14 protein-coding genes, 1 tRNA gene, 2 pseudogenes and 1 riboswitch are annotated in these 13,433 nt (G+C 62.7%); of the genes and pseudogenes, 14 read left to right on the top strand and 3 right to left on the bottom strand.

What is annotated here, in order from left to right:
* Positions 1–518: pseudogene (glyA, locus tag DIE12_RS37215) on the bottom strand (serine hydroxymethyltransferase); the annotation flags it as partial.
* 137 nt (positions 519–655) lie between these two features.
* A riboswitch (ZMP/ZTP riboswitch) is annotated at positions 656–756 on the bottom strand.
* A gap of 180 nt (positions 757–936) precedes the next feature.
* Between glyA and DIE12_RS37225 the strand changes: the two are divergent.
* From DIE12_RS37225 to DIE12_RS37265, 9 genes are all read left to right on the top strand, one after another.
* Positions 937–1,683, top strand: a complete 747-nt coding sequence (locus DIE12_RS37225) for an SDR family NAD(P)-dependent oxidoreductase (protein ID WP_124551582.1) — start codon at positions 937–939, stop codon at positions 1,681–1,683.
* A 108-nt stretch (positions 1,684–1,791) separates the two neighbouring features.
* Entirely contained in the window at positions 1,792–2,280 is a 489-nt protein-coding gene (gene ybgC / locus DIE12_RS37230; protein ID WP_044844093.1) for a tol-pal system-associated acyl-CoA thioesterase, read from the top strand.
* Positions 2,281–2,424: 144 nt separating this feature from the next.
* The gene (gene tolQ / locus DIE12_RS37235) at positions 2,425–3,102 is read left to right on the top strand and encodes a protein TolQ (protein ID WP_010091489.1); all 678 of its coding nucleotides are present in this window, start codon (positions 2,425–2,427) and stop codon (positions 3,100–3,102) included.
* A gap of 10 nt (positions 3,103–3,112) precedes the next feature.
* The gene (gene tolR / locus DIE12_RS37240) at positions 3,113–3,562 is read left to right on the top strand and encodes a protein TolR (RefSeq protein WP_124487921.1); all 450 of its coding nucleotides are present in this window, start codon (positions 3,113–3,115) and stop codon (positions 3,560–3,562) included.
* Positions 3,559–4,626: a cell envelope integrity protein TolA gene (tolA, locus tag DIE12_RS37245; RefSeq protein ID WP_044844091.1), complete on the top strand. Its 1,068-nt coding sequence runs from the start codon at positions 3,559–3,561 to the stop codon at positions 4,624–4,626. Before tolR ends, tolA begins: the two co-directional genes overlap by 4 nt.
* 109 nt (positions 4,627–4,735) lie before the next feature.
* Positions 4,736–6,031 (top strand): Tol-Pal system beta propeller repeat protein TolB, encoded by a 1,296-nt coding sequence (tolB, locus tag DIE12_RS37250; protein ID WP_044844090.1) that lies wholly within the window; start codon positions 4,736–4,738, stop codon positions 6,029–6,031.
* Positions 6,032–6,048: 17 nt separating this feature from the next.
* Positions 6,049–6,558: a peptidoglycan-associated lipoprotein Pal gene (gene pal, locus DIE12_RS37255; protein ID WP_124551583.1), complete on the top strand. Its 510-nt coding sequence runs from the start codon at positions 6,049–6,051 to the stop codon at positions 6,556–6,558.
* Between the two features lie 19 nt (positions 6,559–6,577).
* A complete protein-coding gene (gene ybgF, locus DIE12_RS37260; RefSeq protein ID WP_124487923.1) occupies positions 6,578–7,327 on the top strand; it encodes a tol-pal system protein YbgF in 750 nt (249 codons plus the stop codon).
* Positions 7,328–7,436: 109 nt separating this feature from the next.
* Positions 7,437–7,513, top strand: a tRNA-Lys gene (locus DIE12_RS37265).
* Between the two features lie 320 nt (positions 7,514–7,833).
* Here the strand turns inward: DIE12_RS37265 and DIE12_RS37275 are convergent.
* Both DIE12_RS37275 and DIE12_RS37280 read right to left on the bottom strand, forming a co-directional pair.
* Positions 7,834–7,950 (bottom strand): annotated as a pseudogene (locus DIE12_RS37275) (helix-turn-helix domain-containing protein); the annotation flags it as partial.
* A 180-nt stretch (positions 7,951–8,130) separates the two neighbouring features.
* Positions 8,131–8,451: a helix-turn-helix domain-containing protein gene (locus DIE12_RS37280; protein WP_124551585.1), complete on the bottom strand. Its 321-nt coding sequence runs from the start codon at positions 8,449–8,451 to the stop codon at positions 8,131–8,133.
* A gap of 136 nt (positions 8,452–8,587) precedes the next feature.
* Between DIE12_RS37280 and DIE12_RS37285 the strand changes: the two genes are divergently transcribed.
* The 5 genes from DIE12_RS37285 (at position 8,588) to DIE12_RS37310 (ending at position 13,090) form a co-directional block, all read left to right on the top strand.
* Positions 8,588–9,001 carry a hypothetical protein gene (locus tag DIE12_RS37285; RefSeq protein ID WP_185641262.1) on the top strand — a complete coding sequence of 138 codons (414 nt, stop codon included), beginning with the start codon at positions 8,588–8,590 and terminating at the stop codon, positions 8,999–9,001.
* Between the two features lie 50 nt (positions 9,002–9,051).
* Positions 9,052–9,519 (top strand): hypothetical protein, encoded by a 468-nt coding sequence (locus tag DIE12_RS37290; protein WP_124551587.1) that lies wholly within the window; start codon positions 9,052–9,054, stop codon positions 9,517–9,519.
* A gap of 367 nt (positions 9,520–9,886) precedes the next feature.
* Positions 9,887–10,156: a DUF1778 domain-containing protein gene (locus tag DIE12_RS37295; protein ID WP_124551588.1), complete on the top strand. Its 270-nt coding sequence runs from the start codon at positions 9,887–9,889 to the stop codon at positions 10,154–10,156.
* Positions 10,153–10,641 (top strand): GNAT family N-acetyltransferase, encoded by a 489-nt coding sequence (locus DIE12_RS37300; RefSeq protein ID WP_124551589.1) that lies wholly within the window; start codon positions 10,153–10,155, stop codon positions 10,639–10,641. The genes DIE12_RS37295 and DIE12_RS37300 overlap by 4 nt, the downstream gene beginning before the upstream one ends.
* A gap of 1,408 nt (positions 10,642–12,049) precedes the next feature.
* Positions 12,050–13,090: a relaxase/mobilization nuclease domain-containing protein gene (locus DIE12_RS37310; protein ID WP_124551591.1), complete on the top strand. Its 1,041-nt coding sequence runs from the start codon at positions 12,050–12,052 to the stop codon at positions 13,088–13,090.
* Positions 13,091–13,433 lie beyond the last annotated feature (343 nt).

Raw genomic sequence — 13,433 nt, forward strand, 5'->3', positions numbered from 1 at the left:
GCGACGATCAGCTTCGGCTTGTGCTCGTTTGCCAGCTTCTCGGCCGCGTCGTAGTCGATGTCTTCCTGTTCGTTCAGCCCGTAGCTGACGACGTTGAACCACTTGCCCGACATGTTCACCGGCGAGCCGTGCGTGAGGTGGCCGCCATGCGCGAGGCTCATGCCCATGATCGTGTCGCCCGGCTTGAGCATCGCGAAGAACACGCCCTGGTTCGCCTGCGAACCCGAGTTCGGCTGCACGTTCGCGGCTTCCGCGCCGAACAGCTGCTTCACACGGTCGATCGCCAGCTGCTCGACCACGTCGACGTACTCACAGCCGCCGTAGTAGCGCTTGCCCGGATAACCTTCCGCGTACTTGTTCGTGAGCTGCGAGCCCTGTGCGGCCATCACGGCCGGGCTCGTGTAGTTTTCCGACGCGATCAGCTCGATGTGATCTTCCTGGCGGCGGTTTTCCTGCTCGATCGCTGCAAAGAGTTCGGGATCGACGTTCGCGATGGTGCTTTGGGCTCTGTCAAACATACGGTTTCCGTTAAGTGTGTACAGGTTGACCGGGGCGGCCGAGTACATTGCGCTGCTGGCGGAACCAGCTCGACGTGGCGGAAGAATCCGTATGACGCGAGACGGGACAGCCACCGGCGATGCACGCAACGGCGCACAACGGCTGCCCAGGCGAACGGCAAAAACGGCGCCCCGCGCTTCACGGTGGGATGCTCCACCTTGAACCCGAAGGGTTCTATCGCCAGTCACGCAGGGGTGATGAGCGCGTTAGTTTATTGGATGCGTCATGAATAGGCAACCGCGCGGCAGCGGCGCCGAAACAATAAGGGCCAGACTTTACGCACCCGTGCCGACGCGCTTTGGCGCCTTGCCGCGGTGCGGCAATCTCAGTAGGCTTGCGGGATACTATCCGCTACTTTGTTACCGACCAGGAGCAGCAATGATCGTGTTCGTCACAGGCGCGTCCGCCGGCTTCGGCGCCGCAATCGCCCGAGCCTTCGTCAACGGCGGCCATCGCGTCGTCGCAACCGCGCGCCGCAAGGATCGTCTCGATGCGCTCGCGGCCGAGCTCGGCGAGGCACTGCTGCCGCTCGAGCTCGACGTGCGCGACCGCGCCGCAGTAGAAGCCGTGCCGGCCGCCCTTCCCGCCGAATTCGCGGCGCTCGACGTGCTCGTCAACAACGCCGGTCTCGCGCTCGGTGTCGAGCCGGCCCACAAGGCCAGCCTCGACGAGTGGCAAACCATGATCGATACGAACTGCTCGGGCCTCGTGACCGTCACGCACGCGTTGCTGCCCGGCATGATCGAGCGCGGCCGCGGCCATATCTTCAACCTCGGTTCGGTGGCCGGCACCTATCCGTATCCGGGCGGGAACGTATACGGCGCAACCAAGGCTTTCGTCAGACAATTCAGCCTGAACCTGCGCGCCGACCTGATCGGCACGCCGTTGCGCGTAACCGACATCGAGCCGGGCCTCTGCGGCGGCACGGAATTCTCGAACGTCCGCTTCCGCGGCGACGATGCGAAGGCGGCGAACGTCTACCAGAACGTCCAGCCGCTCACGGCCGAGGACATCGCCGACACGATCTACTGGATCGCGACGCGCCCCGCGCACGTCAACATCAACACGATCGAGATGATGCCGGTCGCCCAGGCCCCGGCCGGCCTCGCGATCCATCGCGGCTGACACGGCGGGCGCAGCCGCGGGCCCGCCTCCGGCCGGCCCGCGGCATGCTGCGCCGCACTACATTCCGTTACGAATCGGTTACGAATCCGGCCTCGGCCTTCCGGTAAAATGCGCGCCATGACTCAGCCTACCCGCTCCCCGGACGCGCACTCCGGCTTCACCTGGCCGGTACGCGTGTACTACGAGGACACCGACGCAGGCGGCATCGTCTTCTATGCCAACTACCTGAAATTCTTCGAGCGCGCTCGCACCGAATGGCTGCGCGCGTGCGGCATCGACCAGCGTCGGCTCGCCGACGACACGGGCGCGATCTTCATCGTCCGCAGCACGTCGCTCGACTACCGCGCGCCGGCGCGACTCGACGACACGCTGACGATCACGAGCCGGCCCGGACGCATCGGCCGCGCCTCGGTGGAATTCACGCAGGAAGCATGGCGTGGCGACACGCTGCTCGTCGCCGGGCACATCCGCCTCGGCTGCGTCGAACAGATCGGCATCCGGCCCGCGGCGATCCCGCCGGTCGTGCTCGACGCGCTGCAACGCGGGCCCGTCATCGACGCCGGGCAGACTGCCGTACTGTCAACGAAGCTCGGATGAGCACCGTTTAGACAAGGCCCATGAACTTGCCTTCCTGAATCGATACTAAGCAAGGTTCGGCGCCAGGCCAGGCCGGCGCGCCGCGCCACACGCATACCGTGCGCCCTCGCCGGACACCCCCGAAGGGACGTTACTCAAACCTCTATGAACACTTCTCAAGACCTGTCGATCATTTCCCTCGTCCTCAACGCGAGCGTGCTGGCCCAGGCCGTGATGGGGCTGCTGTTGCTGCTGTCGCTGATGTCGTGGACCTTCATCTTCCGCAAGTGGTTCGCGATCCGCCGCGCACGCGCGCAGACCGAACGCTTCGAAAGGGATTTCTGGTCGGGCGGCGACCTGCAGGCGCTGTATCAGAGCGCGGCCAACAACCGTCACACGATCGGCGCGCTCGAGCGGATCTTCGAATCGGGGATGCGTGAATTCCTGAAGGCGAAGGAAAAGCGCATCAGCGACCCGGGCCTCGTGCTCGACGGGGCACGCCGCGCGATGCGCGCGTCGTTCCAGCGCGAAATGGACGTACTCGAAGCGAACCTCGCGTTCCTCGCGTCGGTCGGCTCGGTCAGCCCGTACATCGGCCTGTTCGGCACCGTCTGGGGGATCATGAACTCGTTCCGCGGCCTCGCGAACGTGCAGCAGGCGACGCTCGCGAACGTCGCACCGGGCATCGCCGAGGCGCTCGTCGCCACCGCGATCGGCCTGTTCGCCGCGATTCCGGCGGTGGTCGCTTACAACCGCTACGCGCACGACATCGACCGCCTCGCGATCCGCTTCGAGACCTTCATCGAAGAGTTCTCGAACATCCTGCAGCGCCAGGCCCAGTAAGGAGCACGCCATGGCAGGAAGCCCCATTCGATCCAGCATGCGCGGCGGCCGCTCGCGCCGCGCGATGGCCGACATCAACGTCGTGCCGTACATCGACGTGATGCTGGTGCTGCTCGTGATCTTCATGGTCACGGCACCGCTCGTCGCCCCGTCGATCATCAATCTGCCGACCGTCGGCAACGCAGCACCGCAGGAACAGACGCCCCCCGTCGTCGTCAACATCAAGGCCGACCGCACGATGAGCGTCAAGTACAAGAGCGACGCCGGCGCGACGCAGGAAGACACGATGACCAAGGCCGAGCTCGACAGCTTCATCTCGGCCCGGCAGGCTGACCATCCCGACCAGCCCGTCGTGATCGCGGCCGACAAGACCGTGCAGTACGATGCGGTCATGACCGTGATGTCGGACCTGAAGGCGCGCGGCGTCAAGCGCGTCGGCCTCCTCGTCAAATCGCAATGAACCGGCAGCAATCCACGCGCGGCAACGCCTACCCGTCTCAGCCCCCGCGCGAGCGCGGCACCTGGCGCGCGTTCGCGCTCGCCGCGCTGATGCACGTGCTGCTCGCGCTGTTCCTCTATCACGGCGTGCAATGGCAGAACAGCACGCCGGCCGGCTCCGAGGCCGAGCTGTGGACCGAGGTACCCGACGTGCCCGCGCCGCGGCCCGTCGTCACGCCCGCGCCGCCCGCGAAGCTCGCACCGCCCCCTCCCCCGGTCCGGGACGAGCAGGCGGACATCGCGCTGCAGCAGAAGAAACGGCAGCAGGAAGCGGCCGCGCGCGAAGCGCTGCTCGAGCAGCAGCGCCGCGCGCAGCAACTGAAGGCCCAGCAAGAGGAAACCCGGCGCGAGCAACTCGCGGCCCAGCAGGCTGCCGCGCTCGCCGCGCAGAAGGCCGCCGAGCGCGAACGGCAGAAGCAGGCGGACAAGCTCAAGCAACAACAGCTCGTGGAGCAGCAAAAGCTCGAACAACAGAAACTCCAGCAGCAGAAACAGCAGCAACAGAAGCAGGCGCAGCTGGAAGCGCAGCAGGCAGCGAAGGCCAGGGCCGACGCGGCCGCGAAGGCGAAGGCGGAAGCCCAGGCCAAGGCGAAGGCTGAAGCGACGGCGCGCGCGAAGGCCGACGCCGCAGCGAAGGCGAAGCTCGACCGTGAGCGCAACGCGCGCCTCGCGCAGATGCAGGGCATGTCCGGCGCCGGCGAAGGCGGCGGCGAGGGCCTCGCGAAAAGCGGCACCGGCACGGGCTCCGGCGGCAATGCCGCATCGCCCGGCTATCCCGACAAGGTGCGTCGCCGCGTGAAGCCGAACATCGTCTGGGGCGGCGAGCGCGCAGGTCTGACGACCGTCGTCGCGATCCGCTGCACGCCGTCGGGCGACGTGCTCAGTGTTTCGATCCGCCGTTCGAGCGGAAATTCGGGGTGGGATCAAGCCGTGGTCAATGCGATCCAGTCGTCGGTCCCATTGCCGCCCGATTCTAACGGTCGTACCCCGTCCGACATTACGATTACCTTCAAGGCGGCGGAGTGATCGCAAATGCGCTTACACTCCGTGCGTCGCTGCCGGACGGGAACGAATCGGGTATTTTTACTGTCTCTGCGGTTGCGCAGCGATCCAAGTCACATGGGAAGCAAGAAGCATGAGTTTGATGACGAAACTAGGTTTCAGGGCACTCGTGGCCTCGTGTCTGATTGCGGCCGGCGGCGCCGCTAACGCGCAGGTCAACGTGCTGATCACCGGCGTCGGTTCGACCCAGTTCCCCATCGCCACCGCGAACTTCGCGAACGAGGCAGGCCTGCCGCAGCAGGTCACGTCGATCGTCCGCTCCGACCTCGCCCGTAGCGGCAAATTCACCAACATCGACGCGGGCAGCACGCCCGTGCCCGAGACCGCATCGGTCGATCTCGGCGCATGGAAGGCCAAGGGCGCGAATGCGTTCGTCGCCGGCAGCGTGAACCGCGAAGCGAACGGCCAGTACAAGGTGAACTTCATCCTGTACGACACCGTGAAGCAGCAAAGCCTCGGCGGCCTGTCGCTGACGGCCACCGACACCACGCTGCGCACGGCCGGCCACAAGATCGCCGACTACATCTACCAGAAGCTGCTCGGCGTGCGCGGCGTGTTCGCCACGCGCCTGTCGTACGTGATCAAGACGGGTAACCGCTACCAGCTGCAGATCTCGGATTCGGACGGCCAGAACCCGCGCATCGCGCTGTCGAGCACCGAGCCGATCATCTCGCCGTCGTGGTCGCCGAGCGGCACGAAGGTCGCGTACGTGTCGTTCGAACGCAAGAAGCCGATCGTCTACATCCATGACCTGCCGACCGGCCGCCGCTACATCGTCTCCGACCAGAAGGGCAACAACAGCGCGCCGGCGTGGTCGCCGGACAGCAACACGCTGGCCGTTGCCCTGTCGCTGACGGGCAATACGCAAATCTATACGGTCAATGCAACCGGTGGCGGTCTGCACCGGCTCACGCAGAGCAGCTCGATCGATACCGAGCCGTTCTACTCGCCGGACGGCCGCTGGATCTATTTCACGAGCGATCGCGGCGGCGCGCCGCAGATCTACCGGATGCCGGCGCAAGGCGAAAGCGCCGGCGCGGCACAACGCGTGACCTTCACCGGCAGCTACAACACCAGCCCGCGCATCAGCCCGGACGGCAAGCTGCTCGCCTACATCTCCCGCACGGGTGGGGGGTTCAAGCTGTACGTTCAGGATCTGCAATCCGGGGCGGCGAACGCCGTCACGAATACCAATCGCGACGAATCGCCGAGCTTCGCGGCAAACGGCCAGTACCTTCTCTACGCGACCCAGTCGGGTGGTCGTAACGTGCTGGCAGCAGTGCCCTCCGACGGCAGCGCGCCGCCGCAAATCCTGTCCGTCCAGGGCGGCTCCGTTCGTGAGCCGTCGTGGGGGCCCTTCATGCAATGACCACAAGGAGAGTAACCATGATGTCGAATAAAGCTCGTCTGGCCCTGGCCGTGATGATGATCAGCGCGCTCGCAGCGTGCAAGTCGGGTGTGAAGCTCGACGACAAGGCCAACGCAGGTGCGATGAGCACGCAGCCGAACGCCGACAACGTCGCGCAAGTGAACGTCGATCCGCTGAACGACCCGAACAGCCCGCTCGCAAAGCGCAGCATCTACTTCGACTTCGACAGCTATTCGGTGAAGGACGAGTACCAGCCGCTGATGCAGCAACACGCTCAGTACCTGAAGAGCCATCCGCAGCGTCACGTGCTGATCCAGGGCAACACCGACGAGCGCGGCACGAGCGAGTACAACCTCGCGCTGGGCCAGAAGCGTGCGGAAGCTGTCCGCCGCGCGATGGCACTGCTCGGCGTGAACGACTCGCAGATGGAAGCCGTGAGCCTCGGCAAGGAAAAGCCGCAAGCAGCGGGTCACGACGAAGCATCGTGGGCGCAGAACCGTCGCGCCGACCTCGTCTACCAACAGTAAGTAACGGAAGAGTTGCCGTATGACGCACCGTGTATCCTGGCTGCGCATCGCCGCAGCGTTCTGCGTCGTCGGCGCGGCGTGGTCGGCCGCGCCGGCGCACGCCGGCATGTTCGACGACAACGAGGCACGCCGCGCCGTGCTCGATCTGCGCAGCAAGAGCGACAACCTGTCCAGCCAGCTGTCGGCCGCCCAGCGTACGATCCTCGATCAATCCGGCCGTATCGACCAGCTGAACCAGCAGGTCGCGACGCTGCGCGGCGAGAACGAGGATCTGACGAACCGGCTGACGACGCTCGAACGGCAGCAGAAGGAGTACTACCAGGATCTCGACACGCGGCTCAAGAAGTTCGAGCCGCAACAGGCGACGATCGATGGTGTCGAAGGCACCGTGCAGCCGGGTGAAACGGATGCGCTCAGCGCGGCGCAGCAGCAATTCCGCAACGGCAACTTCAAGGCTGCCGCGGCCTCGTTCCGCAGCTTCATCGCGAAGTACCCGCAGAGCCCGTACCAGCCGACCGCGCAGTACTGGCTCGGCAATGCGCAATACGCGCTGCGCGACTACCGCGGCTCGACCGCGACGTGGCAAGCGATCGTGAGCAAGTATCCGCAGCATCCGCGCGCGGCCGACGCGCTCGTCGCGATCGGGACGAACCAGCTCGAGCAAGGCCAGAAGGCGGCCGCGAAGAAGACGTTCGAGCAGGTCGTGTCGCAGTACGCCGGATCGAACGCTGCGCAGACTGCGCAGGGCAAGATCGAGAGCATCAAATAAATTACCGTGTCGAATTGTTGACAGCCCTTCAATTCGCCGATATAATCTCTTGCTCTTTGGGTCGTTGAGCAAGTTGTCAGCGCAACGGACCAACCGGTTTCAAGAACGTGGGGTGGTAACTCAGTTGGTTAGAGTATCTGACTTTTAATCAGAGAGTCGAGGGTTCGAGTCCCTCCCACCCTACCAACTATCTTTGATAGTGCAATAAAAGCCTCCCGAGTGGAGGCTTTTTTGCGTCCGTTGCTTTTGGGTCAGGACGTCCGTTCCCTGACCGCCATGGCCTCCCCCGAGGAAAACGCACCTCGACGTCATGCGCAGGCAGCTAGGGCGACGCCGCTCACCAACGCGGCACCACACAACGCGCCTGCGAGCGTCGATCGCCCTGGCCGTCACGGCTGTCGTGCGTTGGCCTCCACGGTCAATGTCAGAGCGGATCAACGCGGATCTGGTCTGCCAGGCGTTGCGCAGCGCTTGCTGGCAACGCAAGCCGCCACCGGAATTGCTGCTGCACTCCGATCGCGGCGCAGCCACTTGCGAAGCGCCGGCCTAGAGATGCCACAACGCGCGCACACGAGACCGGCGTTGCCGGTCTCCTGATACATGCGCACCCAACGTAATCGCATCGAGATTTCGCGCTCCATCGTCCCCATCGCCCCATATTAGTTGAAACGATGTCCATGAATCACACAACTGACGTGATGTCCGGGCCAATGATGCAAATGCCTCGCGCCATCAGCCAAACAGCGCTGTGCCGGTAACTGAGACATGCAATGCCTCAGCCCTGGATCACACTGAACCGCAAGCTACCGCTCGAGTTGCTCGGTAAACGCCTCAATGAGCGCCAAAAGCGCCTCGCGCTTGCGCGCGTCGAGCGCGCGAAATCCAGAAACAATGCGTTGCTCATCGGGGTTCTCAAGGCGAGCTCCCTCCACTCCGGTAAGGACATAGCAGACATCCACGCCAGCACCGGCGATCGCGCCCAGGTAATCGGAGTTCGGACGCCTCATCCCCTTCTCATACTGAAATTGCGCGTGTTTCTGAACCCCGCCAATTATCGCCAGCTCGGTTTGATTTAGCCCCAGACGCAATCGCTCCCTTTTTAGGCGCCCCTCGAAATCATCCATTTGATATTTTTCTTCCTTGACAATATATCAAACGACTCTAAAATGACGTCTGAAAGTATCCAATCGCTAGCTTAGCGCGCCACTGCGAGGGAGAGCGGCATACTCGCCGATCGCGATTCCTCGATGCGGAGGTTATATGGCATTCACGTACGAAATCTGCGGCGCATTGTCCGTCCTCGACAACTTTCGCCACCAACACGCCCAGCGATTCGCCGAAAGTATCGCGAACCCCGCAGATGTCTATTTCGCCACTGACGCCGTCACTCATTCGCTCTTGATTCGCATTCGCGGTGTTCTCAATGACGATGAAGCCCGGTCCGTCGAGGAGGCGCTGGAGGAATTGTCCCAGAAATGGGCGCGTGCCGGCGCCATCTTCCGCCGTGTGCGACACGGTGAATCATCGTTTATTCCCGTCGGCCTTGCCCAATACGTCGAACTGCTTGAAGAACTCGCCGATGAGCACCTGCAACTGGAGGCCTTCCTGCAACGCCAGGCACGAATTCTGGAAAAGTTCCGCCACTCCGCCGCTTCAGATGCGCGAGAACGCTGACAGACCGCACCAACTCACGGCCTAGGATAACCGAAGCAACGGAGAAGACGATGGAAGAGCCAGCACGCTACGTCCTGTCGGGTGCGCTATCGGTCCAGGACGACTTGGAGGATGAGCAGCTTGATCGGGTGTCTCGACATCTGAGCGGCATCGCGACGGTGCACTTGAAGCACGACAAGGTGGCGCACACTGTCTCACTGCGCATCTCGGGCGAATTGATGCGCGACGACGTGCGCTACATCGAGCAGCGCGTCGAGCGCTTCGCCGAGGAGAACGCACGAGCCGCCGCGATTCTGCTGAGCGAGTGGAAATGCGAGACGAGCGAACTCGTCGTGGGTATGAACTGGGACGCTCAATGCCTGATCCGGCTGGGCGCGGTGCAAGAACAACTCGCAAAACTCACGGAACGGTATTTCGACTTTCTGCTGCGGCTCGAGCCTCCTGACGCTCCCGTGCGCGGCCGTCCACTTCTGTGCGTTGCAGTGGAGACTGATGACGATCAACGGTTTGGCCAATGAGTGCGCTCCGCAGGCCTGGCAAGGCTCTAGGGAGTCTACCCGTGTAGCGCAGCGAATGCGTCTCCGAAGCCGCACCGTGCCACGTTCCCCTACGCTGACGACGCCGACCACCTGAGAAGGAGCAATGTTCCGGCATATGGCACAGATCTCGATTAGATGGCAGCCGCGCTGCGCGCGCAGTTCCCGTTCGCGAAACTACTCGCCGCCGCAGGACCACCGCCGGTGGCCTGATCTGGCAGCGTGTCCGGCCCAGCCCATCGTGAGCACCGACCGCCCAATGTGAAACAACCGACCGAACCGGCAAATTTCCGTACAGATTGACTTGACCGGCAATTTTCCGTACAGTGGCATCAGGAGGTAAACGACCATGGCTACTACTCGATTTGAAGCCCGCATTGAGACGGACGTGCATGCAGTAATCCGGCGCGCCGCCGAGATTCAAGGGCGCACCATGTCGGATTTTGTCGTGTCTGCCGCTCGTGAAGCGGCGCAACGTGCAATCGCTGATGCTGAAATTATCCGGCTATCAGTGGCGGACTCCGAACGTTTTGCTCAAGCAATTCTGTCGCCGGCAGAACCCATCGACGCGTTGAAGCGTGCGCTCGAACGCCACGATCAACTCCTGCGTGACGAATGAGCGGTTCAAAACTAGTTGTCGCCGCCCTGGGGCCGACCCATGATCGATCGCGGTTCGTATGTGGAACGCCAGCGCTAGACCGTTATTTGCGAGAGCAAGTCACGCAGGACGTTCGCCGAAAGATTGCTGCCTGTTTCGTCATGCTCGACGGCAAAGTCGTTGTCGGCTACTACACGCTGTCTGCCGCCAGTATCACCCTTGCAGACTTACCGCATGATCTGGCACGCAAGCTGCCGCGGTATCCGGCGATTCCAGCCGTGCGCATGGGGCGGTTGGCCGTTGATCAGACTTACCGAGGCAGGGGATTCGGCGCGGCGCTGCTCGTGAACGCACTACAGCGTGCCGCGCGATCAGAGATCGCCGCAGTAGCCCTCACGGTCGACGCAAAGAACGAGGCCGCCGCCACGTTCTATCGGCATTTCGGCTTCGAGCAACTGGCGAATGACCCATTGGCGTTGTTTTTGCCTTTGGCCACCGTGAAGTAAGGCATACGACCAAGTTGGGCGAATGCCCGTATCGGAATATCGATCACGCGCCTCACGTAGAACACCGGTCACGGAGACGCCACCATACCAGCCAGCGCGGAAACCGGCTTGCGAACCGCCATAGCCCGGTGTCGTCAGCCGAAATTTTTTTCAGCACTCAGCGGATTGACTGAGAACTACACGGATGCGTGCACCCTGCGATACCTCGGCACGCCCTCTTGTTTCCGCTGAAAAATCGACCTAGATTCAAGCCAATCCGGTCCGGTCAACGTGCATGCGCAACCGAGCGCGTGCTTGCCCACGCCATCACCTCGATTCACTGGTCACGAACGCCCCTCGTGCCGTTCGTGACGAGCCTGCATCTGCACACTTTTTGCGACCCTCGCCATAGGTCGCAGATACGCGGTACGCACGACCGACTGCCTTTCGGTGCGCATCGGTCCCGGCCCTTGGGATGCGCTCCATGAGGAATGCCACCATGAAATTGCGCCCAATCATCACGCAACCGCTCAATCGACGGCAGTGCCGATTGAAGGTTGACACCTGGCCACGGCAAGGAAATCTTCGCCGGATGTGGAACGATGCCCAATCAGATGAACATGAGCGCGTCTCACCGCGCCCGGTGTGGCTCGAGCGTCTTGTTATGCATACGGCGGAGCCGAAATTCGACGAAATTCGGCTCGGTCAACAAGAGGCCATGCGCCGCCCGATTGATATTGCTTCGCCGATCGCTTCTTGCTTCATGCCCCGAGTCACGAGAGGTCTATTCGAAGGCACTTCCGATGCAATCCCCTCTGCCCCTGCAAACACACTTCCGCGCACCCGAGCGGGCAGTCACACGTGCGCCCGCCCCACGACAGATGCCCAACTCGTGGCAGGTGAACCGTGAACGCACCCCGGGCGAGACTCAGCGTCGAACTTGGGACGCTCAAAGCGGAATGGGAGGCGTGGTGCGCACAACGCGGCGTCACGCCCAGCGAGGGCTTGCGGCAGTTCGCAGCGAAGGCCATTGAACGGGCAGCCGACCGACCAGACACGCGACCATCATTCCCCCCTCGAGATGGGCCCTGCATACGCATCGGGATTGGGCTCACTCGCACTGAGCACGAATGCGTCAGGGCCGCGGCCTATGTTAACGGTTTCACGGCCAACCGATGGATCGTCGCGTTGATTCGGGCACATCTCACCGGTGAACCGCAGCTTGGGAACCGAGAGTTGACACTTCTCGCAGAGTCAAATCAACAACTTGCGGTAATCCGTAGGCTACTCGGTGAACTCATCAGAAGTTCAGACACGAGTCCCTCCCGGCAGGGACCCGCTTGGGAGGACACTCGCGCAGCAATTGACGCGCACCTGCACGCTGCGGCGAAGCTCGTGCGGAGCAACCTGGATCGATGGAGCCGCTGACATGGCCTTTCCCAGAACCTACGTCGACGCTCTACTGGTCAACTGGGGAGATCGACTGTTTCACGAACCGCTTCGGCATACCCGCGCTCAGCACCTACCGCATTGGACAATGCACCGACACGCCCTGCATTTGCGTGAGAAGCTGGTTGCAACGCTTGAGCGCGCCCCGGAGGTGATGGTCAAGATTAGCAACAAGGGGGGAGGCGCGCAGGGGATGGCCGTAGTCCGTCGTCACTTGCGGTACATCTCGCGCAACGGTGATGTCGAGTTGGAAGATCAGGACGGGCATGTGATCACCGGAAAGACCGAGCTGAACGACCTCCTTGAGCAATGGCACTTGGGCGGCTGGGGAATTCCCCAAGAAAGCAGGCGTAGAGAGACCCTCAATGTGCTGCTGTCGATGCCTCCCGGCACAAATCGCCAAGCAGTTCGAGATGCGGCAAGCGCATTTGCGCACGAGACATTCGGCGATGGGCGGCCATACGTCTTCGCGGTACACGATGATGAAGCGCATCCTCACGTACACCTAAGTATCCATACACGTGGCCCTGACGGCCAGCGACTCAATCCGCGCAAACAGGATTTGCATCGGTGGCGAGAATCCTTCGCGCGGCAATTGCAAGCATATGGCGTCGACGCGAACGCGACACCTAGAATAGTGCGCGGCGAAACGCAACGCTTTCCGAAACAAGCCGCTATTTGGATGGCAGCACAAGGCATTCCTCTCCGCTTTTACTCGCCGGTGATCAACGAAGAGACACGCCGGGTTCTATGGGAGGCACATCTCGACACCTTGAGCGCCTGGCACGAAATCGCACACACACTAGCCCATTCCAACGTCCCCGACGATCGGGCAATGGCAATCGACATCGCAAATTTTGTGACACGCATGCCCATCCGAGCGTTGAGTCCCGTGCACACCCCGCAACATCGCGGCCCGGCGCCACAGCGCGGCCATTCAGTCAATCGAGCGCACGCGGCATACAGCCCGGATTTGCAATCCAATGAGCAGTGCGCGCCATCATTAGATATGGACCTCTGATTGAGCTCGAGCGATGCACCCCGGATATCGCGACAGCTAGGCCACCGCCATCACGCACGACCGGAGCAAGCGGATACTCGAGCGCGGCCGCCGGTACTCGCATCGATCGGGCGGCCGGCGAGCGCGGAGGTCTGCACGCAGGCGTCGGCGGCCAACCCATCGGGCACGATGATCCATTGCGCAAGTTACGCCTGCGGCTCCGTCGGATCCGACAGCGCCCACACAAGACGCGTAAAGCTATTGACGGTCTTCGCCTTGCTGAGCCTCTAGCAGGCTGTTGAAAAGCGCCTCGTTCCGACGATCGGGGCACTGTTTAAAGGGGTTTCGTATGCGATTGGCTGCT

Origin of the sequence: Burkholderia sp. Bp9015 (assembly GCF_003853505.1) — a bacterium.
Taxonomy (GTDB): domain Bacteria; phylum Pseudomonadota; class Gammaproteobacteria; order Burkholderiales; family Burkholderiaceae; genus Burkholderia.